The following is a 23,334-nucleotide window of genomic DNA, read 5'->3' as shown; positions in this document are numbered from 1 at the left end:
ACGCGCGAGATGCGCCGGCTACGGGTCCAAGCACCCGAGACACCGCTGACGCCGATCGCTACTCCCGCCCGAGGCGACCGGGCTCGCCCACGAGAGAAGCGTTCCGCGGAACGCGGCCGAACGGAACGCGTTGGAACGGGAACGCGGCGCAACGACGACAACTACTCCCCGGAGGAGCCTGCGGGGTGGGTCGGTACCACAGGATAGTTGCGTAGGCACCCGGTAGAGACGGTCTCGTCGACAACCGCCGTGCCCTCAAATCGGGGACGGCCGCCCGAGCAACCACGCCATTCGGTAGTGATCCCAACCCAGCCACCCGCTACACGCACGGAGCACGCCGGGGGCCGAAGTTCGGAATTGCTGGTGCCGGTCTCGTCCGTGAACGGGGGACCGGTCACGCCTCCAGGAGACCGGCCAGCATGCGCGGCAGGATCCGATCGACGATGGCGTCCTCGGGCGCCGGTGGCGCGTCGGCGAGCGCCGCAGCCAGATGCGGGTGGCCACCCGCTGAGACGACCGCCCCGAGGAACTCGGCCTGGGCGGCGCTCCAGGACGCCGTGGAGTCGCCGACGGTCAGCTCGGTGCGCACGGCGAGCGCGACGATGCCGTTCAGCATCGCCACGGCCTCCAGCTTGACCGGGCCCGCGACGTCCACCCGGGCCAGCGCGGCGAGGGCGTATTCCAGCTGGTCGACCGCTCGCGGGCCGATCCCGACGCGGCCGGGCACGAGGTCGAGCAGCCAGGGGTGGCGGCGGTAGGCGCCGCGCAGCTGGTGGGCGAGCGCGACGAGGTCGGCCCGCCAGTCCCCGGACGGTGGCCGGCTCAGGTCGAGCTCGCCCGCGACGGCGTCGGCCATGAGCTCGAGCAGCTCGTCGCGGGAGTCGACGTAGCGGTACAGCGACGCGGGTCCCGTGCCGAGCACCGAGGCGATCCTGCGCATCGAGACGGCCGCGAGGCCGTCCGCGTCGGCGAGCGTGACCGCGGCGGCGGAGATCCGGGCGCGGTCGTGCTCGGGGACGGGGCCCCGCCCGGTCCGCTCCGGGCGCAGCCAGATGCTGCGGGGCCGGTCCGCCATGTGACCTCCATCGTTTTGCGAACAGCGTACCCAGTCACGTAACCTCGTATCTGCGAACGCTGATCGCAGAAGAGGGAGGGCCGTCGTGAACACCCACTACGCCCGCAACGGCACCGTCCGGATCGCCTACTCCGACCTCGGCGGTGCGGGTGGCGACCCGCTGCTGCTCGTGATGGGCCTCGGGGTCTCCCGGGCGTGGTGGCCGCAGGGTTTCGTGTTCGCGCTGGTGGAGCAGGGGTTCCACGTCGTCGCGTACGACCAGCGCGACTCCGGGGAGTCCACCCGGTTCCCCGACGAGGACCACGTCCACCCGTTCACGGCGCTGTTCCGTGGGCGGTCGGCGCCGTACTCGGCCGAGGACATGACCGACGACGCCGTGGCCGTCCTCGACGCGGTCGGCTGGAGCTCGGCGCACGTGTTCGGCCACTCGCTGGGCGGCCTGCTCGCGCAGCGCATCGCACTGCGCCACCCGGGCCGGGTCCGCAGCATCACGGTGTCCGGCGCGATGCCCAGCGACGCGGCCGGGCTGAGCCAGCTGCGGCACGTCCGGCTCGGCTTCGTGCTGCGGATGTCGCGGCTGAAGTTTCCCGAAGGGCCCGAGGGCGACGTCGCCGCCGGGCTCGCGCTGGCCCGCGCCATCGCGTCGCCGGGCTACCCGTTCGACGAGGCAGAGGTGCGGGCCGCGGTCGAGCGCGAGGTGACGAGCGGGATACGGGACGTGAGGGCGCAGAGCCGCCAGACCGGCGCCCCGTGGCACGGCGGCCGGCTGGCCGAGCTGACCGTTCCCGCGCTCGTGCTGCACGGCGAGCAGGACCCGGTGGTGCGGCCGTCGGCGGCCCGCGCCACGGCCGCCGCCGTGCCGGATGCCCGGCTCGTGCAGCTGCCCGGGGTGGGCCACGACCTGCCTCGCGCGCTCTGGCCCCGCATCGCGGGCGACGTACGGGCGCTCGCCGACCGCGTGGCTTCCTAGGGTCCGGTGGGTCTCCTGAGCGCGGACGCGGCCGTCGACGGCACCCGTCAGCACGTGTCGGTCAGGAACTCCCGCGCGGCCGGACCTGCGACGTCGCGGTACTCCTCGAAGTAGGCGTGCCGGGCGCCGGCGATCAGGTGCAGCCGAGCCCCGGGGATCCGGTCCGCGAGAAGTGGCGCGTTGGCCGTGGGGTTGAGCTCGTCCTCGTCGCCGTGCAGGACGAGCGTGGGGGCGGCGATCCGGGGGAGCGCGTCCCACGCGTCGTGCGCGTTGCTCGCGAGCAGGTGCTGGTGGCGGGCGTGCCGGGACATCGTCGGGTCGCCGAGCGTCCAGTACGGCTCGGGGTTCCGCGCGAGCCACTCCGGGGAGTACATGAGGCCGAGCAGGGCCCGCCGGGCGGCCGCGGGGTCGGGGTCGGCGAGCGCCCGGCGCACCGCGGCCGAGCGCTCGACGGCGTGCGGACCGCCGGGTGAGGTGCAGCCGAGCACGAGGCGCCGCACCCGGTGCGGGTGCGTCACGGCGATCCACTGCGCGACCCGGCCACCCATCGAGGTGCCGTAGACGTCGGCGCGCTCGATGTCGAGGTGGTTCAGCACGGCGATCGCGTCCTCGGCGAAGCCCTGGGTGCGGTAGGGACCGGGTGGCGCGTCGCTGTCGCCGGTGCCGCGGTAGTCGAGCGTGATGACCTGGCGGTAGGCGTCGAAGTCCGCGCGGACCCGGGTCCACCACCGGTGCGAGCTCGCCTGGCCGCTGAGCATCAGCAGCGGCGCTCCCGCGCCGGAGGTCTGGTACGCGATGCGGGTGCCGTCGGAGGTCCTCGCGTGGGTCACCTGTCGATCTTCGCCGGGTTTCAGCCCAGCCGGTAGACGTGGCGGGCGTTGTCGCGGCCGACCATGTCGGCCACCCGCCGGGCATCGGCCGCCGACCAGTCGCCGCTCGTCACCCAGTCGCCGAGGACCGACGTGACCGCCCGCCGCCACAGCACGGCGCCGAGGTGGTGCAGCTCCGGCGGGCCCCACGCGTCGGAGGAGTAGAGCTGCTTCGCGAACGGCGCCAGCTCGAAGGACTCCGCCACCACCTGGGTGCTGCGCACCCCGACGTGGTTGATCGCGAGGCCGACGTCGAAGTGGACGTTCCCGAACGCCTGGGCGAGGTAGCCGGCCTCGCGGTGGTACGGGTAGCAGTGCAGGAGCACGATCGGCACGTCCGCCACCCCCGGCGTGCGCAGGAAGTCCAGCAGGTGGATCGGGTTGGCCCGGTGCAGGTCCAGGTCGCGGTCGCCGAATCCGGTGTGGATCTGGATCGGCAGTCCCAGGCGCACCGCGGCGTGCAGGCCGTGGCGCAGGAGCACCGGGTCGACCAGCCGCGTCGCGCCCCCGTCGACCCATCGGCGGGCCGCGTCGGCCACCGCGTGCGGCGCGGGCGGCGAGAGGTCGATGTCGAACCCGGCCCGGTAGGCGAGGATCGACTTGACCCCCACGGCCCCGTGCGCGGCGCGCTCCAGCCGGGCGCCGAACTCGTCGGCGTAGTCACGGCCGGCGACCCCGTCGGCGGGCAGCTCCTCGGCGACCGACTCCAGCCGGACGATGAGGTGTCCGCGTGCCTGCGACGCGCCGGCCATCCCGTCGACGTCGAGGACCGTGCCCGCGCCGAACCCGGTGTCGACGAGCCAGTCCGACACCCCGGCGGCCCGCAGGAGCCGTTCGGTGACCGCGCGGACGCCGAGCTCGGCGCGGCGGGCCCAGTACTCGTCGGCGGGCGCGTGCGCCGGGAGGTCGAGCACGGGCGCGCACCAGCGGCGGATGGCGAAGCCGAGCTGCGAGTCGAACTGCGTCATCCACTCCGGGACGGGCTCGGGTGAGCCCTCGTTGAGATGGGTCTCGAACTCCGCGCGGCCGAGATCGGCGGTGAACGCGCCGTGCACGTGGTGGTCCACCAGCCGCAGTGCCGCGACATGCTCGGCGATGTGCTCGGCGGAACCCATCAGGCGGACCAGGCGTACCGCAGCTTCTCGGCCACCGCATCGAGGTCCTGCTCGCCGTAGGTGGCGAGCTCGTGGCGGCGCACGGCCGTGAGCGCCTCGAGGATCTCCTCCCCGAGCAGGCGCCTGGCGAGGTCCGAGGCGTCCAACGCCTCCAGCGCCGAGGCCTGGTCGGCCGGGAGGCGCACCGTGTTCGTGCGCGCCGCCTCCTCGGCCGTGAGCTCGGCCGGGGCGACCGTGACCTCCGGCGGCAGCGGCGCGTCGCCGGCGAGGCCCTCGAGCGCGAGCCCGAGGAACGTCGCGGCGGCGAGGTAGGGGTTGGCCGAGGGGTCGATGCACTTGAGCTCCACGCTCGCGCCGTGCGGGTTGCCGGATGTCGCCGCGCACAGGCGCACCGCGGCCTCCCGGTTCTCCAGGCCCCAGCAGGCGAACGCGCCCGACCAGTGCCCGGGCTGGAGCCGGTGCGGCGACAGCACGGACCCGGCGAACACCGCGGTGAGCTCCGGCAGCCCGGCCACGATCCCGCCGATCGCGGCGCCACCGTCGTCGGTCAGCCCGTGCGGTCCAACGCCGCCGGACAGGAGCGGCTGCCCGTTCAAGGTCAGCGAGAGGTGCTGGTGCGCCCCGTTCCCGCTGCCGCCCGCGAACGGCAGCGGCGAGAACGACACCGAGAGCTCGTGCCGGCGCGCCACCCGGCAGGCGAGCAGGCGGGCCAGCACGGCGTGATCGGCGGCCGTGAGCGGGTCGGTCGGGCTGATCGAGAGCTCGAGCTGGCTGTCGCCGTACTCGGCGTGGATCTGCTCGACCGGGAGACCGGCCCGGTCGGCGGCGGCGAGCAGGTCGAGAACGAACGGTTCGACGTCCAGCAGGGCGCCCAGCCCATAGGCGTTCCAGCCCGCGCCGTTACGGGGCGTGAGCACCATCTCGAGCTCGCAGCCGAGGCGCGCGTCGAGCCCGCGCTCGGCGAGGCCCGCGACGGTCCGGCGCAGCAGGCCGCGGGTGCAGACCGGCGCGGGTGCCCCGTCCTGGTCGAACATCTCCGCCGGCGCCCAGGCCAGCCCGGCACCGAGCACCCGGAGGCCGACGAGGTCGGCGCGCAGCCGCAGATCGCCGACCACCCCGAACCGCGGGGTGAACGCGATGGCGTTGTCGACGCAGAACACGTTCCAGCTGGGTGACGCGCCCATGCCGGCCGAGTGGAACGCGTCCGCCCGGTGCGCCGGGACGTGCTTCGCCCGGATCACTCCCGCCGGATCCACCACCGAGCCGGAGAGCAGCCGGACGTCGGCGTCCTCGAGGCGGGCCCGCGCTGCGGCCAGCTCCTCGGCGCCGAGGACCGGCATCGGATACGTCGTCACGGGCGCACGCTACAACCCCTGGGCAACACTGGCGGCTCGATCACCCACCAGATCGGCGGGATGATCGGCGGTGCGGTCACCCGATCGCGGCCACGGCGCTGTTCGCCTCGTATGGCTCGTCCACGGCTGTGGCGGCAGGGCGATCTCCCTGCTCGGTCTCCTGGCTCTGCGGGTACCGCGCCTCGCCCGCACCGCCGAGGCGATGCCCGTGGCGACGGATGTGCCCGGGGCAGCCTCATGGCACGCCCGAACCATCGAGGGATGCCTGCGGCGATGGGCGGGTGAGCCCTCTCAGGGCCTCCTGGCGGCGCCGCGCATTGTGCGGGCCGCCCCTCCCAGCTCAAGGGCGCCTCAGTGTCAGGCTGAGGGCTGCTGCTGTTGATCGGCAGCGGTTAGGGTCCGGCCCTGATCACGTGGTGACTCTCAAGGGCGCTGCCACCGTTGGTTGGCTTGCCGCAGAACTGTCGAGCGTGGTCAGGGTTCGGGCCGGCTGGCCTGACTTGATAGAAGCGTGGGCTAGACGCCATCCCCTCGACTGAGGTGTGTCCGACCAGCCGACCCGATCCGGATGCCTGTCTCCTGATCTGGAAGGAAGGACACCCGGACGTTCATGGTGGTCATTGGGATCGATCCGCACAAGCGGACCCACACCGCGGTCGCCGTCGACGAGGTGGGGCGCAAGCTGGGCCAGGTGACGGTCGCCTCCACCCCGGAGGGGTGGTTGCGGTTGTGGGCGTGGGCGGGCGGGTTTGGGCCGGACCGGCGGTGGGCGGTCGAGGACGGCCGCGGGGTGGCCGGGCGGCTGGTGCGCACCCTGATCGGGCACGGCGCGGCGGTGGTGTGGGTGCCGCCCAAGCTGATGGCCCAGAGCCGGGCCAGCGCGCGCACGCGCGGCAAGTCCGACCCGATCGACGCGCTGGCCATCGCCCGCGCCGCGCTGCGCGAGCCGGACTTGCCGGCCGCGCACCTGGATGAGGTGGCCGCTGATCTGCGGCTGCTGACCGACCGGCGCGAGCAGCTGGTCAAGTGGCGCACCCAGACGATCAACCAGCTGCGCTGGCACCTGCACGACCTGGACCCCGGCCTGGACCCCGGCGCCGGGCGGTTGAACAGTGCCCGTCAGCTGGACCGGCTGACCGCCGGGCTGGAGGCGCTGCCGGCGAGCGTGCGCCGCGACCTGGCGCTGGAGCTGGTCGGCGAGATCCGTCGGCTGCGCGAACAGATCCGCCGGTTGGACAAGCAGCTGGGCGAGCTGGTCGTCCCGCTGGCCCCGACCCTGCTGGCCATCGTCGGGGTCAACGTGGTCACCGCCGCGAAGATCATCGGTGAGGTTGCTGGGATCTCCCGGTTCCGGTCCGCGGCGGCGTTTGCCATGCACGCCGGTGCCGCCCCGATCCCGGTCTGGAGTAGTAACCGGCCCCAGGTGCGGCTCAACCGCGGCGGCAACCGGCAACTCAACGCCTGCCTGCATCGCATCGTCATCGCCCAGCTCAGCCACAAACCCGAGGCGCGGGCCTGGCGCGAACGCTGGACCCAGCGCCGACCCAACGCCACCGGCAAGGCGGCGCTGCGCGCCCTCAAACGCCACCTCGCCGACGTCGTCTACCACGCCCTGCTCACCGACCACCGCCGCCAACTCCCAGCGACCGCTTGACATAGAAGCTTCTGCGGCGTCGCTGCGCGATCGCTGCGCGACCCTTGACCTGCGAGCCTCTGCGGCCCCTCGGGCATGCGGTGCGGGCAGGCCGGGCCTGCCCGGTGGGCGCGCGGCGCCGCCAGGAGGCGGTCCCGGGCGTGATCAAGGGCTCGGATCTGTGGTCTGCAGCAGTGATCAAGGGCTGATGGCCGCGATCAAGGGCAGATGGTCGCTGTTGAAGATCAACTAGCCACCATTTCGCCTTGACCGCCGATCAGGCCCCGGTGCGCGGCAGTGGTTGGTCCCTCACCGGGGGAAGGTCGCTGATTCGGTGCGCTCACGGCGGGCCGGACAGCCGTGGGTGCGCCAGATCGCCGATCATCGGGGCGCGGGGGCCTCATGATCGGTGTTTCGGCGCGTTCACGGCCGGATTCCGCCGTAGAGGCACCAACGCCGTGATCATGCCCGTGGGCCCGCCTTCGGTGGCGCCGCGCGCCCACCCGGGCAGGCCCTTGGCCTGCCCGCGTCGCTTGCCCGGAGGGGTCGCAGAGGCTCAGAGGTCAAGGGTCGCGCAGCGATCGCCGAGCGACGCCGCAGGCGCCCTTGACCTGCGAGGGGCGGCCCCGCACGATGCGCGTCGCCACCGAAGGCCCTACCGGAAGCCGCCACCGAAGGCCCTACCGGAAGGCCGTGCCCGGCCGGGAGTCGGGATCACTCCAGCCGCGATCGGTGAACGGGGCAGTCGGGTGCGATGAGCACACCCAGACCGGCGCGCGGGTCGTTCGGCAGCATCGGGCACAGGCAGCCGCGGGCGGCGGCCGCGGCGCTGCCCGGGCCTTCGGACTCCCAGACGTCCCCCGGTTCCAGATCGTCGGTGAGCGCGCTGCCGTCCGGGGGCAGCGGCCACTCGCCGCCGCTCCCGGGGAGCGGTCCGGTTGGCTCATCGTCACCAGTGCCGTTGTGACGCACGCGTTCATTCAACCGGATCACTCGGGGCGGCCGCCCGTGACGGTCCGTGACGGAGGCCGCTCGGGAGGGCGGAACGTTATCGGCTCTTGACGCGAGCTTCTCTTGACGGCGGGGCATGTTAGCGCTCACAGTTTCCGCCGGGTGGGACACGCATCACAGCGAATCGACGGTCCCGCCACTCGAAACGACGCCTGGGGAGGCGCTGTGCGCACAACGACGAGGTTGCCCGCGCTCCGGAAGCGGGCCGCTGCCCTCGCGATCACGGCGGCGGCCGCGCTGGTGCTCGCCGCTTGTGGTGGCGGTGGCGACGGTGGAGGTGGGTCCGCGCCCGCGGCCGGCGGCGACACGATCACGCTGGGCTTCTCGCAGGTGGGCGCCGAGAGCGGGTGGCGCACCGCGAACACGAAGTCGGTGCAGGACTCGGCGGTGGCCGCCGGCATCGACCTGCAGTTCTCCGACGCACAGCAGAAGCAGGAGAACCAGATCAAGGCGATCCGCTCGTTCATCCAGCAGCGGGTCGACGTGATCGCGTTCAGCCCGGTCGTGGAGTCCGGGTGGGACACCGTGCTGATGGAGGCCAAGCGCGCCAACATCCCGGTGATCCTCACCGACCGCGCCGTCGACTCCGCAGACACCACGCTCTACAAGACCTTCCTCGGTTCCGACTTCATCGAGGAGGGCAAGAAGGCCGGGCAGTGGCTCCTGGAGAACGTCGACGCGTCCGCCGGGCCGGTGAACATCGTGGAGCTGCAGGGCACCACGGGCTCGGCCCCGGCGATCGACCGCCAGGAGGGCTTCGCCGAGGTGATCAAGCAGAACGCGAACTACCAGGTCATCGCTTCGCAGACCGGTGACTTCACGCGCTCCGGCGGCCGCCAGGTGATGGAGGCGTTCCTGAAGGCCCACCCGGACATCGACGTCCTCTACGCGCACAACGACGACATGGGTCTCGGCGCGATCGAGGCGATCGAGGCCGCCGGCAAGGTCCCCGGCCAGGACATCAAGATCATCACGGTGGACGCGGTCAAGGACGGCATGCAGGCGTTGGCCGATGGCAAGATCAACTTCATCGTGGAGTGCAACCCGCTGCTCGGCCCGCAGCTGATGGACCTGGTCAAGAAGGTCGCCGCGGGTGAGGAGGTGCCGGCGCGCGTCGTCACCGAGGAGACGACGTTCGACACCGCCGCCGCCAAGGCCGCACTGCCCAGCCGCCAGTACTGATGGAGGCCTCGCGTCCAGTGGTGGGGCGTCCGCTGGTGGAGATGACCGGCATCTCCATCGCGTTCGGGCCGGTGCAGGCCCTCGATTCGGTGGACCTGCGCTTGTACCCGGGCGAGGTGCACGCGTTGATGGGCGAGAACGGCGCCGGCAAGTCGACGCTGATCAAGGCCCTCACCGGCGTGCACCCGGTGGACGCGGGGCAGATCACGGTGCAGGGCGAGCCGGTGGCCTTCAGCGGGCCCGCCGCGGCCCAGGCCGCCGGGATCAGCACGGTCTACCAGGAGGTGAACCTCTGCCCCAACCTCTCGGTGGCGGAGAACCTCCTCCTGGGCCGGGAGCCACGCCGCGCCGGTCGCATCGACTGGCGCGGCGCCCGGCGGCGGGCCACCGACGTGCTGGGCAGGCTGCACCTGGACCTCGACCCGTCATCACCGCTCGGCGCGCACCCGATCGCGCAGCAGCAGCTGGTCGCGATCGCGCGTGCCGTCGAGGTGGACGCCAGGGTGCTCGTGCTCGACGAGCCCACGTCCAGCCTGGACGCGAGCGAGGTCGAGGAGCTCTTCCGGGTGATCCGCCGCCTGCGCGACGACGGCGTGGCGATCCTGTTCGTCTCGCACTTCCTCGAGCAGGTCTACGAGATCTCCGACCGGATGACGGTGCTGCGCAACGGCAGGCGGGTCGGCGAGTACCCCACTGCGGAGATCTCCCGGCGGCAGCTTGTGTCGGCGATGGTCGGGCGCGAGCTGGAGGTCCTGGAACGCCTCGACCGCGCGCCGGCCGCACCCGCCGACGAGCAGGAGGCCCCGGTCCTCGAAGCCGTCGGGCTGGGGCGCAGGGGGGCGATCGAGCCGGTCGACCTCGTTGTGCGCCCGGGGGAGGTCGTCGGCCTGGCCGGCCTGCTCGGCAGCGGACGCACCGAGCTCGCCCGGCTGCTGTTCGGCGCCGACCGCGCCGATCAGGGCGAGATCGCGGTGGGCGGGCACGCGGTCCGGATCCGCAACCCGCGCGCGGCGATCGACGCCGGCATCGCGTTCAGCCCCGAGGACCGCAAGGCCGCCGGTGTGGTGGGCGACCTGTCGGTACGCGACAACATCGTCCTCGCCATGCAGGCGTCCCGCGGCTGGATGCGGCGCATCCCCGGGCGCAAGCAGGACGAGCTGGCCCGGCGCTGGATCGAGCTGCTCGACATCCGGCCCGCCGACCCGGACGCGCTCCTGCACAACCTGTCCGGTGGCAACCAGCAGAAGGTGCTGCTGGCCCGGTGGCTGATCACCCAGCCGCGCCTGCTCATCCTCGACGAACCCACGCGGGGCATCGACGTCGGAGCGAAGGCGCAGATCCAGGCGCTCGTCGCCGAGCAGTCGCAGAAGGGCACGGCGGTGGTGTTCATCTCCGCGGAGCTGGACGAGGTGGTACGCCTGTCCGACCGGGTCCTGGTGCTGCGCGACCGCAGGCCGGTCGCGGAGCTGGCCGGGGAGGACGTGGACATGGACCGGGTGATGGAACTGATCGCGACCGGGGGTGAGGCCGGTGCGTGAGCTCCTGCGCAAGCCGATCTGGCCGCTCGTCGCGCTGCTGCTGCTCAACCTGGCCGTGACGCCGAGCTTCTTCGCCGTGCGCGTGCAGGACGGCAGGCTCTACGGGAGCCTGATCGACATCCTGCACAACGGCGCCCCGCTGGCGCTCACCGCGCTCGGGATGACGCTGGTGATCGCCACCCGCGGGATCGACCTGTCCGTCGGCGCCGTCGTCGCGATCGCCGGAGCGGTGACGTGCACCTGGATCGCCGGCAGCCCCGACCCGGCGAGCCCCGGCGCCGCGCTCGCGGGCATCGGGCTCGCCCTCGGGCTGGCGGTGGCGCTCGGGGCCTGGAACGGGTTCCTCGTCGCCCGGCTCGGGATCCAGCCGATCATCGCGACGCTGGTGCTGATGACGGCGGGCCGCGGCCTCGCCCAGCTCGTGACCGACGGGCAGATCGTCACCGTCAACAACGACACCTTCTCCGGGATCAGCGGGAGCGCCCTGCTCACCGTGCCGGTGACGGTGATCGTGGCCGCCGCGGTGTACGCGCTGGTCGCGCTCGTGACCCGGCGCACCGCGCTCGGCACGCTCGTCGAGGCGGTCGGCATCAACCCGGAGGCGAGCAGGCTCGCCGGGGTGCGCTCGCGCACCATCGTGTGGACGGTCTACGTGTTCTGCGCGCTCTGCGCCGCCGTGGCCGGGCTGATGATCAGCTCGAACGTCCACGCGGCCGACGCCAACAACGCGGGTCTCTGGCTGGAGCTGGACGCGATCCTCGCCGTCGTCATCGGTGGCACGTCGCTCGCGGGCGGGCGGTACTCGATCGCGGGCACCCTGCTCGGCGCGCTCACCATCCAGACGCTCACCACCACGATCTACTCGGTCGGGATTCCGCCGGAGGTCTCCCTCGTGTTCAAGGCGGTCGTCGTGATCCTGGTGTTCCTGGCCCAGGCCCCGAGGGTGCAGGCGCTGCTCACGCGCCGTGGCCGGCGAGGGGCACCGCCGCCTGCGGCGCCGCCCGCCGCTGCGGTCGAGCCCGCCCCCGCCGCCACCGAGCCGACGGGGAGCAGCCGGTGACCGCGCTCGCCGAACGCGCCCGCGTCGCGCGGCAGCTGCCCACCCGCTTCCTCCCCGTGGTGGTCACTTTCGCGCTCTTCGTGCTCATGTTCGCCGGGGGGAGCCTGCGTTACGAGTCGTTCGCGTCCGGCCAGGTGCTGCTCAACCTGCTGATCGACAACTCCTTCCTCGTGGTGCTCGCGGTCGGGATGACGTTCGTGATCCTCACCGGGGGCATCGACCTGTCGGTCGGGTCGGTCGTGGCGCTGTCCACGATGGTGGCGGCGGCCCTGCTGCGGGCCGGCTGGCCGCCGGCGGTCGTGATGCTCCTGGTGCTCGCGGGTGGGGCGGTGTTCGGGCTCGCGATGGGCGCGGTGATCCACTACCTGGAGATCCAGCCGTTCATCGTCACGCTCGCCGGGATGTTCCTCGCCAGGGGCCTGTGCTACGTGATCGACCTGCAGTCCATCTCGATCACCGACCCGCTGTTCCGCACGTTCGCGCAGACCGCGATACCGCTGGGCGACGAGATGTTCCTGAGCCCGAGTGCCCTCGTGGCGCTCGTCGTGGTCGCGGTGGCCGCCTACGTCCTGCACATGACCCGGTTCGGCCGCACGGTCTACGCCGTCGGCGGCAACCAGCAGTCGGCGATGCTCATGGGGTTGCGGGTGGCCCAGGCCCGGGTGGGCGTGTACGTGATCAGCGGGGCCTGCTCCGCGCTCGCCGGGCTGCTCTTCACCTTCTACATGCTCTCCGGCTACAGCCTCCACGCCGTCGGGATGGAGCTCGACGCGATCGCCGCCGTCGTCATCGGGGGCACGCTGCTCGCCGGCGGCTCCGGGTTCGTGCTCGGCTCCGTGCTCGGCGTGCTCGTGCTCGGCACGATCCAGACGATCCTGTCGTTCGAGGGCACCCTCAGCTCGTGGTGGTCGCGTATCGTGATCGGGCTCCTGCTGCTGGTGTTCGTGGTGCTGCAGCGGATGCTGGCGCGCCGCACGGCGGCCGGCTGAGCTGGTCCAACTCAGGCCCCGATCTCCTGGGGCTCGCCGGTGCCCGGGTTGAACCGCGAGTACTCGGGGGCCGTCCACCGCAGCGGCACGGCGCCGTCGAGCTGGACGACCCGGTCCACGGCGAAATCGACGAGGCGCTGCGCCCCGGGGACGCGCTCGGCGCGCTCCGGGTCCCAGTCGACGGAGGCTCGGCCGGTGACCATCAGGGACCGGCCGCGCTCCCAGTCGAGGAACAGCAGCCCGGCGCGGGGGTCGAGCTCGAGGTTGCCGAGGGTCATGTACATCGAGTTGCCCATGTAGTCGGGCCAGGTGAGCTGCCGGTCGCCGGTGACCGTCACGAACCCCGGGCTCCCCCCGCGGTGGGACGCGTCGGCTCCCATCCCTGCGGCGTGCGTCGCGACGAAGAACGTGTCGGCCCCGGTGATCCAGGCCAGCTGACCGGGGGAGAGGTGGTCGGACCGCACGGCGGCGCCGGGCGCGGCCGGCGTGACGGTGGCGACGTCCCGCGCCTGGATGTACTTGGGGCAGTTGGCGTACACCTGCTCGGTGTGCACGACGAGACGGTCGCCCACCTGGCGGGCGCGACCGTTGATCCGCATCCGGCGCCTGCTGGCGGGCTCGATCGCCAGCATCCCGACGTCGTGCTCGGTGTCGAACACCTCGGCGAGCGGGTCACCGGGTGTGGGGGTGCGCCGCGCGACCACGGTGCGATCGTCCGGCGCCGTCACGAAGCCCGGTTCGCCGGTCAGCGGCGCCGCCCAGACCGACCCGTCCGGCGTGGCCGCCCCGATCACCACCAGTCGCTGACGGCCCAGGAACTCGGCGGCGACGCCCGGTACGGCCGCCCCGACCCGCGCCGATCCCCACGGCCGGTCCGGGAAACCCGCCCGGCGTTGCACGGTCCGTTCGCCTCGGTGCTCCATGGCGTCCTCCTCGTCGTGTCGCAGGCGTCGATCAGAAGAACCCGCAGGTGGGGGCGCCCGGAGTGGGGGCGGGTGCGCCCTCCGCGCCGCTCGGGGCGTAGATCTCGAGCCGGACCCCGTCCGGGTCGGTGAAGAAGACACCTCCGGAGGATGCGCCCTCGCCGTGCGGGACGATCCCGTCGTAGGCGAAGGTGACGTCCAGCTCGCGCAGCACCGCCTCCGCCCGGCGCACGGCCTCGATGTCCGCCACCTCGAACGACAGGTGGTGCAGCCCGGGGCGGTCGGTGGCGAACGTGCCGGCGCTCTGCTGCCAGAGGGCGAGCACGAGCGCGCCGTCCTGGCCCAGGAGCGCGAAACGCTGCTCGCCGTCGGTGCGCTCGCCGAGGACGTCGAACGAGAAGACCGTGCGGTAGAAGGCGGTCGAGCGTGCCAGGTCGGTGACGTTCAGCGCGACGTGCCCGGTCTTGAAGGTCATGGTAGCTCCTAATGGTTGTAGGCCCTGTTGCCGTTAGAGAGCAGATCATGGCGCGCCTAATGCTGTCAAGCGGTCTTTCCATTAGAGTTGCCGTGTGCGCTCCGAGATCGCCGACCTGCTGCCGGACGAGCCGCTGCCGGTCCGGCTCATGAACACCGTGTGGGCCGATCGGCACGCCCTCCACGACGACCTGGAGACCGTCGACGGGCTGCGGGAGTGGCTGCTGCGGACTGGCCTCGCCGGCGCGGACGAGGCCGGACCCGACGACCTCGCCGCGTTCCGGCGGCTCCGGGACGCGATGCGCCGGATCGCGGCGCACGTCACCGGGGACGACCGGCCTGCGGCGACCGCAGGCTCTGGCGACCTCGCCTCCGCGCTCGCCGGCCTCAACGCGGACACCGCGTCCTGCACCCCGGCCCTTGTGCCGGACGGCGGCGGCCTCGCGCTCAGGTGGCACCCCGGCCCGCGGGACGCCGACCGCTCCCGCGCCGAGCTCGCGCTCGCGGCGGCCCGGCTGTTCACCGGCGAGGAGGCCGGGCTGCTGCGGGCCTGCGGGGGCCCGGGCTGCGTCCTGTACTACCTGAAGGACCACCCCCGGCGCGGGTGGTGCTCGGCTGGCTGCGGCAACCGGGCGCGGGTGGCCCGCCACTACGACCGGCACCGGGCGCGGCGCGACCGATGAGTTCCGCGGCTCCGGGTGGTCTCATCGGCATGACCGCCACGAGCAGCGCCCCCGCAGCGCACCGCCGCACCTTCCACCACGCCCTGGCCAACACCCTCGTGGCGTCCGTCGTCAACGCCACCGTGTGGTTCGCGGTGACGTTCTGGGTCTACCTCGAGACGCGCTCCGTGTTCGCCACCGGCGTGATCGCCGGGATGTTCCTCGGCCTCACCGCGCTCTCGGGGGTGTGGTTCGGCGGACTCGTCGACCGCTACCGCAAGCGGAACGTGATGCTCGGGTCGAGCGCCGTGTCGCTGGCGCTGTACGCGGCGAGCCTCGTCGTCTATCTCGCCGCCGGGCCGGAGACCTTCCGCGACCCCACGAGCCCGGTCCTCTGGGGCCTCGTCCTGCTGCTGATGAGCGGGGTGATCGTCGGCAACATCCGCGGCATCGCGATGTCCACGGTCGTCACGCTGCTGGTGCCCGAGCCCGAGCGGGACCGCGCCAACGGGATGGTCGGGACCACCACGGGGGTCTCGTTCCTCGTGACCTCGGTGATCAGCGGCCTGCTGATCGGGCTTTCGGGCATGCTGTCGGTGATCCTCGTGGCGCTCACCCTCACCGCCGCCGCGATCGTGCACCTCGCGACGCTGTCGATCCCCGAGCTGCGCGCCGTGCGGAACGCGGGCGAGTCGCACCGCACCGACCTGCGCGGCACCATCGCGCTCGTCGCCGCGGTGCCCGGCCTGCTCGCCCTGATCGCGTTCTCGACGATCAACAACTTCCTCGGCGGGATCCTCATGGCGCTGGCGGACCCCTACGGTCTGTCGCTGGTGTCGGTCGAGGTGTGGGGCTTGCTCTTCGGTGTGCTGAGCACGGGGTTCATCATCGGTGGCCTCCTCATCAGCAAGCGAGGGCTCGGCAGGAACCCGCTGAGGACCCTGCTGCTGGCCAACCTCGTGCTCTGGGGCGTCTGCAGCGTCTTCGCCCTGCGGTCCTCGATCGTCCTGCTCGCGGTCGGGTTCTTCATCTACCTGTGCGTCGTGCCCTACGCCGAGGCCTCCGAGCAGACCGTGCTGCAGAAGGTCGTGCCCTTCGAACGGCAGGGCCGGGTGTTCGGGTTCGCGCAGAGCGTGGAGCAGGCCGCGTCGCCGCTGACCGCGTTCCTGATCAGCCCGCTCGCGCAGTTCGTGTTCGTGCCGTTCATGACCACCGGCGCGGGTGCCCAGCTGCTGGGCCCGTGGTTCGGCACCGGACCCGAACGCGGCCTCGCGCTGCTGTTCACCATCGCGGGCATCCTCGGTCTGGTGCTCACGCTGGTGGCGTTCACCAGCCGCCACTACCGGCGCCTCTCGCGCCACTACCTGGAGGGCGCGGAGCAGGAGGCGCCCGTCGAGCCGGCCGCGGAGCACGAGGGCCGGGAGCTCGCCGCCGCGGCATGACGGCAGCCGGTCGACACCCCCTGATCTACGGTCAGGGGGTTTCGGCGTTCGGTTTCGTTCGGGAACGCCAGGTCACAGCCCTGCTCAGTGCGCTTGTCCCGCTTTGACAGCTCCCGCTGACAGCAACGGCCCTCATGAGAGCTGCTCGTCGAGGTGGTCGAGCGCGCTGCGCTGAGCCTCCAGGTTCACGTGGCCATAGACGTTCATGGTCATCTCCATGGCGCTGTGACCAACGATCTCCATCACGATCCGCGGGTGTACGCCGAGCGCGAGCAACAAGCTCACGCAGGTGTGGCGGAGGCCGTGCAGGGGCACAACGCGGATGCCATGGTCGGCGCACAGTTCGCTCCACATGCGGGTCAGGTTCCGAGGATCCAGCGGAGTCCCATGGCGTGTACCGAAGACGTACCCCTCTGGTGGCCAAGGTCGGCCCGGAGCCCCGTAGCGCTCCTGCAAGTGGCGATGGTGCCGGGCAAGGGCGAAGAGCACTCGCGGTGGCAGGGGCACCGTACGGTTCGAGCGTCGGGTCTTCGTGGGCAACTCCCGGAGCTTTCCGTCCACCCGCTGAACGGTCTGGACGATCTGCAGCGTGCGGGCGACGAAGTCGATGTGCTCCCAGCGCAACCCGCACGCCTCACTACGACGCAGACCGAGCATGAGCAGCAGTACCCACAGCGCGTGCAACCGATCATCAGTCGTGCCGTCGAGGAGCTTGCGTGCCTCTTCGATGGTGAGCGGCTTCTTGGGCGCCGGCTTCGGTCGCTCGACCCGGACGAGCTTGGCTACGTTGCGACTGACCAACTCCTCCCGATAGGCGTGTTCGAGAGCAGCCCGCAAGGTGGCGTGCACATACTGGATCGTGCGGGCCCCAATGCCCTCTGCCCGTAGAGCGTCGATCATCAGCCGCACATCACGCACTGTGAGCCGGGTGAGCTTCTTCCTGCCGATGCGAGGTATGAGGTAGAGCCGAACATTGCGCTCGTACGCCTCCCAGGTCGTCGCCCGCACGTGCTGCCTGACGTGGATCAACCACTCGTCGAGGTAGCCCGCCACAGTCAGGCTCGTGGGAGCCACCGGGATGTGCTTCTCGGCTCGGTCCAGCAGCTCGCGGAGCTTCTTGCTCGCCTCAGCACGAGTCTTGGCGTAGAGGGCTTGCCGGCGGACGCTCCCACCGACAACGGGCACGTAGGCGGCGGCGACCCACCGTCCATCCTTGCGTTGGTAGACGCTGCCCTCGCCGTTGATGTTGCGGCCGCTCATGCCACGTTGCCTTCCTCGTCGAGCATGCGGCGGGCGTACTCGTGGACGGCGTCGACGGGGATGCGGCGGAGCTTGCCGATCTTGAAGGATCGGAGTTGTCCGTTGCGGATCAGGTCGTAGACGGTGCAACGGCCGATGTGGAGGGCTTCGGCGACCTCCTCGGCGGTCAGTAGTACGCGTTCCATGGGTTCCTTGCTCCTGATTCGTGGGGTGGGTGAGGGGTCATGCGGGTCGTGCGGTGATGCGTTCCTGCTTGGCTAGCTGGCGGTGGGCGCGGGCGCGGTCGGCGGCGTCGGCGGCGAGCTGGGCGTCACCGGTGCTGTTCCAGCCGATCCCGGCCAGGGTGAGTTGGCAGACGATCAGCGTGGTGTCGTCGTCGTGCTCGTGTTCGACCTCGAGGCGGTCGGTGTGGCGGCGGCGCCAGTCGGTGTGCTGGTGGCGGTGCCAGGCCCGGCGCTGCGCCCGGAGGGCCTTGTGGGTGGTGGAGTAGCGGCGGGACTTGGTGGCGAAGTGCCCGCCGAAGCCGAGCATGTGGGTCCATCGGCGTAGCCGGCCCCAGGTGGCATGCCATTCGGCTTGCTGTTCTTCGGTGGTCCAGTCTTGGGGCAGGGTGCCGAGCTGGAAGGCGTAGGCGACGAGCCGTCCGAGGTGGGTGTGGGCGTCGCTGTAGTGCTCAGCGGCCTCGGCGGTCATCCGCCCGGTGGGCGGGAGGCCGGTGGTTTCGGTGGCCTTGGTTGCGTACTTCGCGAGGTAGGCGGCGACGGCTTCTGAGGTGATCTGTCCGGTGCCAAGGTTGCCGACCGGACGGACGTCGATCTGTGGTCCCCAGTGCATGGGCCAGGTGTGGCCAGTGTCGGCGTAGGGGATGGTGTCAAAGCCAGTGGCGTGGACGGCGGCGGCGACGAGCTCGGCCAGGTCCTGCGCGGTGATTTCCGCTGGTGGGGCGAGTACCGCATCCTGATCCTCGGGATCACGGGCGTCGAGTCGGATGAGCGCGTGGAAGTGCACCACGCCGCGGCGTTGGTATTCGGCGACCTTGCCGTAGGAGACGCGGAGCTTGACCCCGTGGGCGCGCTCCCAGGGGCGCAAAGCACGGGTGAGCGTCATGGCGGTGCGGCGCCACAGTTCCCCGGCCCAGGCGTTCCAGACGACGTGGTGGGCGTGGTCGTAGCAGTCCAGGCACAAAGGCCGGCCGAGGCTGGGGTGGTTGTCGGTGTGCCGCTGCGTGCAGACCAGGAGCTTCCCGTGCAGGCAGCGCTTGGCTGACCTACGCATGTGGCAGGGGGCGACCTTGCCTGTCTTGGGGTTGACGTGGCGGGTGTGGACCGGGCCGAACGACGGGGCGGTGAGGGTGGCGAACACGGCCGGATGCCCGGCTACTGAGGTGGGAACGCCTTTGCCTCCGGTGAGGCCGGCTTTGATGAGTTGGTAGGTGTCGGCGCGGTAGGTCTCGGCGCAGGGTGGACACACGGAGGCGCGGCGATCGCCGCAGGGCACGTAGAGGACCCCGTCGGGCATGTCCGAAGCGGTGTGGCGGGTGTCGAGGATGCGGCCGGTGGCGGCTTCGACGGTGTCGATGGAGCCGGTGAGGCGGACGGGGCGGCGGCAGCCTCGGGTGGAGGCGGTGTGGGCGAGCCAGCGGTTGAGGTGGTCGGAGCCTGCCCGGCGTAGCAGCTTCCGCTCATGCAGGGAGAGATCGTCGCTAGTGGTGGGCATGGGCGGCTACCAGGGGATGGCGGGGAAGTAGGTGCCGAAGTAGTCGCGGGCGATCTGCTCGGCGCGGGCCCGGACGGCGGCCACGTCGGCAGGGGTGCGGCCGCGGGTCCAGGCGGTGAGGTCGCCGTTGAACCGCATGTGCGCGTCGATCGCCGTGAGGGGGTCGACCACCTGGATGGCGAGGGTGTCGCCGAAGTAGGTCAGATGCGCGGCCAGGGCGTAGACGATCTCGCGGGCGGTGAGGCTGTAGGTCTCGGCGCGCAGGAACGCGGCCTCCCCGCGGGCGTTCGGCACTCCGGTGACGGCGGTGGTGCTGGAGGGGGCGGGGCTGTCGAGGGCGGTGGTCATGGCGGGTTCTCCTTGCTGGTGGTGTGGTGGTTGGCGGTCACCACCACCCCCGGACTCCCTGGTCACGCGAACGTGTAGGGGTGGGCCGGGGATGGGGGTCGCCGTCAACGACCGAAGGTGTGTGGCTCTTCGACCGTCGGTAGGTCTGCGAGGGTGGCGGTTTCGTGGTGATCACAGTCGTGGCAGTAGCGGAACAGTCCGCAGCCGTAGAGGGCGTGATCCGGGACGCGGCCGTGGCAGGCGCAGGGGTGCCAGGGGCTGTAGTCGTGCCCGTCGCGAGCACAGTGGATGGCGGCGGTGCAGCGGTGGCAGCGTGGTTCGCCGGTGTCGGTGAGGGTCCAGCCGTGTTCGGTGATGTAGCTGATGGCCTCATCAGGGGTGTCGAAGTGGACGACGTAGTCGGCGCCGGTTTCGTCGAACGTGGTGTGGCAGGTGTCGCAGGTGACGATGTAGCAGCGGGCGTGTTCGATGCTCATGGCAGCTCCACGAGCTTGGGTTCGGCGGAGCGGTAGCCGTCGCGGGTCATGACCGCGCAGAGCGGGTCGCCGTCCCAGTGGGAGTAGGGCGGTAGGGGTCCCCATGCTGGGGTCCATTCCCGGGGTGATTTCAACAGGGCGGGTTCGTAGCATTCCGAACAGATCAGCATCCGCGACTTGGTGTCGGTCATGGCGTGTACTCCGTTCCGAACAGGGTGGGCTGGTTTTGGCAGGACAGGCAGTACCGGTCGCCTTCGGTGGTGTTGGTGATGAGCTGTCGGCAGCCTTTGCAGGACCGGCGGTGCCCGGTGCGGCAGTTCGGGCAGTGTGGGAGGCCGGTGTGGTCGTTGATGAATGGCTCGGTGCAGTCGGGGCAGCGGCGGATGCCGGGTGCCCGTGATTTGCGGCCAGTGCGCACCAGCATGAGGTTGTGCTGGAGGTAGTCGTCATGGATGTATTGCGGGGCGGTCATGCCTGGTCACCTCTCCGGGTCGGGATGAGGGCGAAGGCGCGGTAGCGATCGCCGTGGTCGGTGTCGCCGCAGCCCTCACAGGGCCAGGTGCTGAATCCGAGCTCGGCGCCATCGGCGCTCAGGTGGCGGACGTTGAAGCCCCAAATGCGATACATGCCCGTGACCGCGGTCTGGGCGGCGTCGGTGCCGTCGTTGAACTCGCCATTGGCCAGCAGGTGCAGACACACCACGCAGACAGCGAGTTCGGTCTGATCAAAAGTGGTCATGGCTGGTCGCCTCCCCAGTGCTGGTGGGCGGCCTGGCGTGAGATGCCGAGGCGGGTGGCGATGTCGTTCCAGGAGAACCCGGAGTCGCGGAGCCCGAGGATGGCGTGTTCGAGCACGTCGTCGAGCTGGTGGCCAAGCTCAGCGAGGGTGGTCAGGCCTTCGATGTCGCCGCTGGCAATGCGTCGGCCGTAGGCGGTGATGACGCGGCGGACAAAGGCGGCGTAGTCGTCGTTCTCCACCACGTTCCGGCGGTGCCGGGTGGTGCGAGTAGGACGAGGCCGGTTAGGCCGATCTGGTGTCAAGGCTGGGTTGACAGTCGAGACACTCACCGGATGCCCCGCAGGTGAGCAGAGGGTCGGAGCGTCTCAGCAGTTCTGGGAGGCTGTGAGGTGGTCACGGAATTGGTGGTGGTCGCGTCGGCGATCCGGAAGAGGGTTCCGAGCACGGCCAGGACCACGAGTGCGGTCACGATCAGGGTGAACATGGGCAGACTCCTCCTGTGATCCGAATAGCGGTCGCTATCCGGGGTGGTTCTTGCGGATGGGACGAGGTATTTATGCGGCGGGATCGATGCCGCGAATACGCAGCGCGGTGCTGATGACCGCTTCAATCTGCGCGTCGGTCAGGTAGGCGGCCTTGAACCGGCGCGGGAGGCCACCTTCGGCGAGGATCCATCCGACACCGATGTCTTCCGGGCGGATGTTCTTGGCGGAATAGCCTTCCTTGGCCCAGCCCTGGGACAGGATGATGTCCGAGCTGGAGTCGGTGGTGCAGCGGAAGGCGACCCGGAACCCGAACAGGTCCCGCAGACTGGTGGGGATGATGTCCGCCGACGGCCGTTGGGTGGCGCCAACGACGATGATTCCGGCGGCCCGCCCGCGAGCCACGAGGTCACGGACCAGGTTGCGGAACTCGTCCTGCTCTTCCTTGGTGCCGATGGTGGCGGTGAAGTAGGCGATCTCGTCGATCACGCACAAGATCGTGTCCAGACCGTCGCTGTGGACGATCTTGCGGCGCTTGACGGCGTCGAGCTGGCGGTAACGCAGGTCCATCTCGGCCTGGAGCTCGCGGAGCTTGTCCAGGGCATGGCGGATGTTGTTGCCGACGAACACGTCGGCGACCTGCCTCCACAGGCCCAGTTCAACGATCTTGCCGTCGAACAGCCACAGCTTCACATCCGAAGCCAGGGCGGCGTGCGCGATGATCGTGTTCAGCAGGGACGACTTACCGGAGCCCGGTTCGCCTCCGATGAGCAAGTTGCGATACATGAGGGTCGGCTCCACAGGGAGCCCGTTCTCGTCGATCCCGAAGTGGATCGGCTGGTAGATCGACAGCGGTTCACTGGTGCGGCGGGTGCGCCGGCGGCGGTGTGGGCGGGTCATCGTGATCGGTGTCCTTCATGCGTGTCGTGGTGTCGTTGGTGTTCTCCTTGCTGGCGGAGAAGCGGGGTGCGAGCGCGGATCCCCGATGGCCGGGGTGCGTGGTTCTCGCATCCCCTTCCCCGTCCGATGTGGACGATCAGGCGAGTGGTGCCCTGGCGGGCGGTGCTGCGGTTAGACGTAGTCGCTGACGTCCACGCCTCCGAAACCGGTCACTGGTGGTTCGGAGTCGCTTGCGCTACCGGCTGCTGTGGTGGCCGGGGTCTTGCTGGTGTTGCGCGGTCCCAAGCCGTTGGTGCCGTTGCCGTTGCGGGCGGCTTGCACGGTCGGGAACTCCGCTGGAGCGTTGGGCTGCAGGGTGGAGCGGTCCGGAAGCGGCGCGGTGGCACCGTTCCGGGTGGGTGTGTCGTCCCCGTCGAGGTCGTCCAGGACGGCGGGGCGCAGCACGGTGCGTGTCGCGAGCGGGTCGCGTCGAATCACGTCGACGACAACCAGGGCGGCTTGGTGGCGGGTGGGTGTCACCCGTACTTCGTGGGCCCAGCAGGCGGCGGCGAGGCGGTCGCCGTCGTCTTCGATGTCCTTGACGGACAGGCCGGCCGGGAGCCACACTCGGACTCGTTCCCCTACGGGGGAGGGCCGGGACCACAGCAGAAACGGCATTCTGCCGTCGAGGGTCATCGTGCGGGACTGCACAAAGCAGGCGCGCATCCGGTGCCGGGTGATCACACACCAGACCCGGCGGATCAGGAACCGGCGGGATGCCGGGATCACGAGCAGAACCATGAACCCCCCGAGCATGATCAGTAGCGCGAGGTGTGGGGGTTCAAGCCACGGTGGCTCGCCACCAGTGACCGGTGCCGTTGGCGGCACGGTGGTCTCGTCCTCAGGCGTAGGCGTGACCCAGGCCTGAAGCTGGACGAACACGACCAGCAAGGTCGTGGCGATGATGATTTCCGCGCGGGCGCGGACGAGGAACCCGAGTACCCGCCAAGCCAAGTGCCGTTCGGGTTGGGTGAAGAACTCGATCGCAGGGGTCAGGGCGTGTGCCTTGTTGGTGCGGCCGGAACGACCGGATCGTGCACTGCCACGCGAGCGCGTACGTGCCATGATGAATGCCTC

Annotated in this window: 27 protein-coding genes; 8 read left to right on the top strand and 19 right to left on the bottom strand. The window is 71.0% G+C overall.

What is annotated here, in order from left to right; translation table 11 throughout:
* Nucleotides 1–394: 394 nt before the first annotated feature.
* Nucleotides 395–1,075, bottom strand: a complete 681-nt coding sequence (locus FHX44_RS38770) for a TetR/AcrR family transcriptional regulator (RefSeq protein WP_147260298.1) — start codon at nucleotides 1,073–1,075, stop codon at nucleotides 395–397.
* A gap of 85 nt (nucleotides 1,076–1,160) precedes the next feature.
* On the opposite strand from FHX44_RS38770, the gene FHX44_RS38765 reads away from it, so the two are divergent.
* A complete protein-coding gene (locus tag FHX44_RS38765; RefSeq protein ID WP_212612848.1) occupies nucleotides 1,161–2,045 on the top strand; it encodes an alpha/beta fold hydrolase in 885 nt (294 codons plus the stop codon).
* Between the two features lie 47 nt (nucleotides 2,046–2,092).
* Here FHX44_RS38765 and FHX44_RS38760 read toward each other — a convergent pair whose 3' ends face one another.
* The 3 genes from FHX44_RS38760 to FHX44_RS38750 are packed head-to-tail and all read right to left on the bottom strand — an operon-like array spanning nucleotide 2,093 to nucleotide 5,384.
* Entirely contained in the window at nucleotides 2,093–2,875 is a 783-nt protein-coding gene (locus FHX44_RS38760; protein ID WP_246170829.1) for an alpha/beta fold hydrolase, read from the bottom strand.
* A gap of 20 nt (nucleotides 2,876–2,895) precedes the next feature.
* Entirely contained in the window at nucleotides 2,896–4,029 is a 1,134-nt protein-coding gene (locus FHX44_RS38755; protein WP_147260297.1) for an amidohydrolase family protein, read from the bottom strand.
* The gene (locus FHX44_RS38750) at nucleotides 4,029–5,384 is read right to left on the bottom strand and encodes a type I glutamate--ammonia ligase (protein WP_246170828.1); all 1,356 of its coding nucleotides are present in this window, start codon (nucleotides 5,382–5,384) and stop codon (nucleotides 4,029–4,031) included. Before FHX44_RS38750 ends, FHX44_RS38755 begins: the two co-directional genes overlap by 1 nt.
* A 610-nt stretch (nucleotides 5,385–5,994) precedes the next feature.
* On the opposite strand from FHX44_RS38750, the gene FHX44_RS38745 reads away from it, so the two are divergent.
* Nucleotides 5,995–7,038 (top strand): IS110 family RNA-guided transposase, encoded by a 1,044-nt coding sequence (locus FHX44_RS38745; protein WP_147253659.1) that lies wholly within the window; start codon nucleotides 5,995–5,997, stop codon nucleotides 7,036–7,038.
* A 693-nt stretch (nucleotides 7,039–7,731) separates the two neighbouring features.
* Here FHX44_RS38745 and FHX44_RS38740 read toward each other — a convergent pair.
* Entirely contained in the window at nucleotides 7,732–7,989 is a 258-nt protein-coding gene (locus tag FHX44_RS38740) for a hypothetical protein (protein WP_147260296.1), read from the bottom strand.
* A 222-nt stretch (nucleotides 7,990–8,211) separates the two neighbouring features.
* Here FHX44_RS38740 and FHX44_RS38735 point away from each other — a divergent pair, with 222 nt between their 5' ends.
* From FHX44_RS38735 to yjfF, 4 genes are read left to right on the top strand one after another with little or no spacing between them, the layout of a single operon-like run.
* Nucleotides 8,212–9,210, top strand: coding sequence for an ABC transporter substrate-binding protein (locus FHX44_RS38735; protein WP_147261824.1), 999 nt, complete (start codon nucleotides 8,212–8,214; stop codon nucleotides 9,208–9,210).
* 41 nt (nucleotides 9,211–9,251) lie between these two features.
* Complete coding sequence (locus FHX44_RS38730) at nucleotides 9,252–10,748, top strand: sugar ABC transporter ATP-binding protein (RefSeq protein WP_147260295.1); 1,497 nt, start codon at nucleotides 9,252–9,254, stop codon at nucleotides 10,746–10,748.
* Nucleotides 10,741–11,808, top strand: coding sequence for an ABC transporter permease (locus tag FHX44_RS38725; protein ID WP_147260294.1), 1,068 nt, complete (start codon nucleotides 10,741–10,743; stop codon nucleotides 11,806–11,808). Before FHX44_RS38730 ends, FHX44_RS38725 begins: the two co-directional genes overlap by 8 nt.
* A complete protein-coding gene (yjfF, locus tag FHX44_RS38720; protein WP_246170827.1) occupies nucleotides 11,805–12,797 on the top strand; it encodes a galactofuranose ABC transporter, permease protein YjfF in 993 nt (330 codons plus the stop codon). The genes FHX44_RS38725 and yjfF overlap by 4 nt, the downstream gene beginning before the upstream one ends.
* Nucleotides 12,798–12,808: 11 nt before the next feature.
* Here yjfF and FHX44_RS38715 read toward each other — a convergent pair whose 3' ends face one another.
* Nucleotides 12,809–13,720 (bottom strand): pyridoxamine 5'-phosphate oxidase family protein, encoded by a 912-nt coding sequence (locus tag FHX44_RS38715; RefSeq protein ID WP_147260293.1) that lies wholly within the window; start codon nucleotides 13,718–13,720, stop codon nucleotides 12,809–12,811.
* Nucleotides 13,721–13,751: 31 nt separating this feature from the next.
* Nucleotides 13,752–14,195 carry a VOC family protein gene (locus FHX44_RS38710; RefSeq protein ID WP_147260292.1) on the bottom strand — a complete coding sequence of 148 codons (444 nt, stop codon included), beginning with the start codon at nucleotides 14,193–14,195 and terminating at the stop codon, nucleotides 13,752–13,754.
* A gap of 94 nt (nucleotides 14,196–14,289) precedes the next feature.
* Here FHX44_RS38710 and FHX44_RS38705 point away from each other — a divergent pair, with 94 nt between their 5' ends.
* Both FHX44_RS38705 and FHX44_RS38700 read left to right on the top strand, forming a co-directional pair.
* Nucleotides 14,290–14,877, top strand: a complete 588-nt coding sequence (locus tag FHX44_RS38705; protein ID WP_147260291.1) for a CGNR zinc finger domain-containing protein — start codon at nucleotides 14,290–14,292, stop codon at nucleotides 14,875–14,877.
* Nucleotides 14,878–14,906: 29 nt separating this feature from the next.
* Nucleotides 14,907–16,298, top strand: coding sequence for an MFS transporter (locus FHX44_RS38700; RefSeq protein WP_147260290.1), 1,392 nt, complete (start codon nucleotides 14,907–14,909; stop codon nucleotides 16,296–16,298).
* Nucleotides 16,299–16,430: 132 nt separating this feature from the next.
* On the opposite strand, the gene FHX44_RS38695 is transcribed toward FHX44_RS38700, so the two are convergent.
* From FHX44_RS38695 to FHX44_RS38645, 12 genes are all read right to left on the bottom strand, one after another.
* Entirely contained in the window at nucleotides 16,431–17,558 is a 1,128-nt protein-coding gene (locus FHX44_RS38695; protein ID WP_147260289.1) for a site-specific integrase, read from the bottom strand.
* Nucleotides 17,555–17,743: a helix-turn-helix domain-containing protein gene (locus tag FHX44_RS38690; RefSeq protein WP_147260288.1), complete on the bottom strand. Its 189-nt coding sequence runs from the start codon at nucleotides 17,741–17,743 to the stop codon at nucleotides 17,555–17,557. The genes FHX44_RS38695 and FHX44_RS38690 overlap by 4 nt, the downstream gene beginning before the upstream one ends.
* Nucleotides 17,744–17,780: 37 nt before the next feature.
* A complete protein-coding gene (locus FHX44_RS38685) occupies nucleotides 17,781–19,274 on the bottom strand; it encodes a replication initiator (protein ID WP_147260287.1) in 1,494 nt (497 codons plus the stop codon).
* 6 nt (nucleotides 19,275–19,280) lie between these two features.
* On the bottom strand, nucleotides 19,281–19,622 hold the full coding sequence (locus tag FHX44_RS38680; protein ID WP_147260286.1) for a hypothetical protein: 342 nt from the start codon (nucleotides 19,620–19,622) through the stop codon (nucleotides 19,281–19,283).
* A 104-nt stretch (nucleotides 19,623–19,726) separates the two neighbouring features.
* Nucleotides 19,727–20,098 (bottom strand): hypothetical protein, encoded by a 372-nt coding sequence (locus FHX44_RS38675; protein ID WP_147260285.1) that lies wholly within the window; start codon nucleotides 20,096–20,098, stop codon nucleotides 19,727–19,729.
* Nucleotides 20,095–20,289 (bottom strand): hypothetical protein, encoded by a 195-nt coding sequence (locus FHX44_RS38670; RefSeq protein ID WP_147260284.1) that lies wholly within the window; start codon nucleotides 20,287–20,289, stop codon nucleotides 20,095–20,097. Before FHX44_RS38670 ends, FHX44_RS38675 begins: the two co-directional genes overlap by 4 nt.
* Nucleotides 20,286–20,570: a hypothetical protein gene (locus tag FHX44_RS38665; protein ID WP_147260283.1), complete on the bottom strand. Its 285-nt coding sequence runs from the start codon at nucleotides 20,568–20,570 to the stop codon at nucleotides 20,286–20,288. Before FHX44_RS38665 ends, FHX44_RS38670 begins: the two co-directional genes overlap by 4 nt.
* Complete coding sequence (locus FHX44_RS38660) at nucleotides 20,567–20,836, bottom strand: hypothetical protein (RefSeq protein ID WP_147260282.1); 270 nt, start codon at nucleotides 20,834–20,836, stop codon at nucleotides 20,567–20,569. Before FHX44_RS38660 ends, FHX44_RS38665 begins: the two co-directional genes overlap by 4 nt.
* On the bottom strand, nucleotides 20,833–21,078 hold the full coding sequence (locus FHX44_RS38655) for a hypothetical protein (protein WP_246170826.1): 246 nt from the start codon (nucleotides 21,076–21,078) through the stop codon (nucleotides 20,833–20,835). The genes FHX44_RS38660 and FHX44_RS38655 overlap by 4 nt, the downstream gene beginning before the upstream one ends.
* A gap of 83 nt (nucleotides 21,079–21,161) precedes the next feature.
* Nucleotides 21,162–21,320: a hypothetical protein gene (locus tag FHX44_RS42520; protein ID WP_170309219.1), complete on the bottom strand. Its 159-nt coding sequence runs from the start codon at nucleotides 21,318–21,320 to the stop codon at nucleotides 21,162–21,164.
* A gap of 70 nt (nucleotides 21,321–21,390) precedes the next feature.
* Nucleotides 21,391–22,218, bottom strand: a complete 828-nt coding sequence (locus tag FHX44_RS38650; protein ID WP_147260281.1) for an FtsK/SpoIIIE domain-containing protein — start codon at nucleotides 22,216–22,218, stop codon at nucleotides 21,391–21,393.
* A 171-nt stretch (nucleotides 22,219–22,389) separates the two neighbouring features.
* On the bottom strand, nucleotides 22,390–23,322 hold the full coding sequence (locus FHX44_RS38645) for a hypothetical protein (RefSeq protein ID WP_147260280.1): 933 nt from the start codon (nucleotides 23,320–23,322) through the stop codon (nucleotides 22,390–22,392).
* Nucleotides 23,323–23,334: the final 12 nt, after the last annotated feature.

Source organism: Pseudonocardia hierapolitana (assembly GCF_007994075.1).
Classification (GTDB): Bacteria; Actinomycetota; Actinomycetes; order Mycobacteriales; family Pseudonocardiaceae; genus Pseudonocardia; species Pseudonocardia hierapolitana.
This window is presented reverse-complemented; position numbering and strand designations above follow the sequence as displayed.

Bases quoted from the DNA above. Each gene is read 5' to 3' on its own strand.
- FHX44_RS38660 (WP_147260282.1), bottom strand. From the start codon at position 20,836: ATGACCACTTTTGATCAGACCGAACTCGCTGTCTGCGTGGTGTGTCTG.
- FHX44_RS38695 (WP_147260289.1), bottom strand. From the start codon at position 17,558: ATGAGCGGCCGCAACATCAACGGCGAGGGCAGCGTCTACCAACGCAAG.
- FHX44_RS38685 (WP_147260287.1), bottom strand. From the start codon at position 19,274: ATGCCCACCACTAGCGACGATCTCTCCCTGCATGAGCGGAAGCTGCTA.
- FHX44_RS38710 (WP_147260292.1), bottom strand. From the start codon at position 14,195: ATGACCTTCAAGACCGGGCACGTCGCGCTGAACGTCACCGACCTGGCA.
- FHX44_RS38715 (WP_147260293.1), bottom strand. From the start codon at position 13,720: ATGGAGCACCGAGGCGAACGGACCGTGCAACGCCGGGCGGGTTTCCCG.
- FHX44_RS38745 (WP_147253659.1), top strand. From the start codon at position 5,995: ATGGTGGTCATTGGGATCGATCCGCACAAGCGGACCCACACCGCGGTC.
- FHX44_RS38670 (WP_147260284.1), bottom strand. From the start codon at position 20,289: ATGACCGACACCAAGTCGCGGATGCTGATCTGTTCGGAATGCTACGAA.
- FHX44_RS38650 (WP_147260281.1), bottom strand. From the start codon at position 22,218: ATGACCCGCCCACACCGCCGCCGGCGCACCCGCCGCACCAGTGAACCG.
- FHX44_RS38755 (WP_147260297.1), bottom strand. From the start codon at position 4,029: ATGGGTTCCGCCGAGCACATCGCCGAGCATGTCGCGGCACTGCGGCTG.
- FHX44_RS38645 (WP_147260280.1), bottom strand. From the start codon at position 23,322: ATGGCACGTACGCGCTCGCGTGGCAGTGCACGATCCGGTCGTTCCGGC.
- FHX44_RS38680 (WP_147260286.1), bottom strand. From the start codon at position 19,622: ATGACCACCGCCCTCGACAGCCCCGCCCCCTCCAGCACCACCGCCGTC.
- FHX44_RS38730 (WP_147260295.1), top strand. From the start codon at position 9,252: ATGACCGGCATCTCCATCGCGTTCGGGCCGGTGCAGGCCCTCGATTCG.
- FHX44_RS38665 (WP_147260283.1), bottom strand. From the start codon at position 20,570: ATGACCGCCCCGCAATACATCCATGACGACTACCTCCAGCACAACCTC.
- FHX44_RS38770 (WP_147260298.1), bottom strand. From the start codon at position 1,075: ATGGCGGACCGGCCCCGCAGCATCTGGCTGCGCCCGGAGCGGACCGGG.
- FHX44_RS38700 (WP_147260290.1), top strand. From the start codon at position 14,907: ATGACCGCCACGAGCAGCGCCCCCGCAGCGCACCGCCGCACCTTCCAC.
- FHX44_RS42520 (WP_170309219.1), bottom strand. From the start codon at position 21,320: ATGTTCACCCTGATCGTGACCGCACTCGTGGTCCTGGCCGTGCTCGGA.
- FHX44_RS38690 (WP_147260288.1), bottom strand. From the start codon at position 17,743: ATGGAACGCGTACTACTGACCGCCGAGGAGGTCGCCGAAGCCCTCCAC.
- FHX44_RS38675 (WP_147260285.1), bottom strand. From the start codon at position 20,098: ATGAGCATCGAACACGCCCGCTGCTACATCGTCACCTGCGACACCTGC.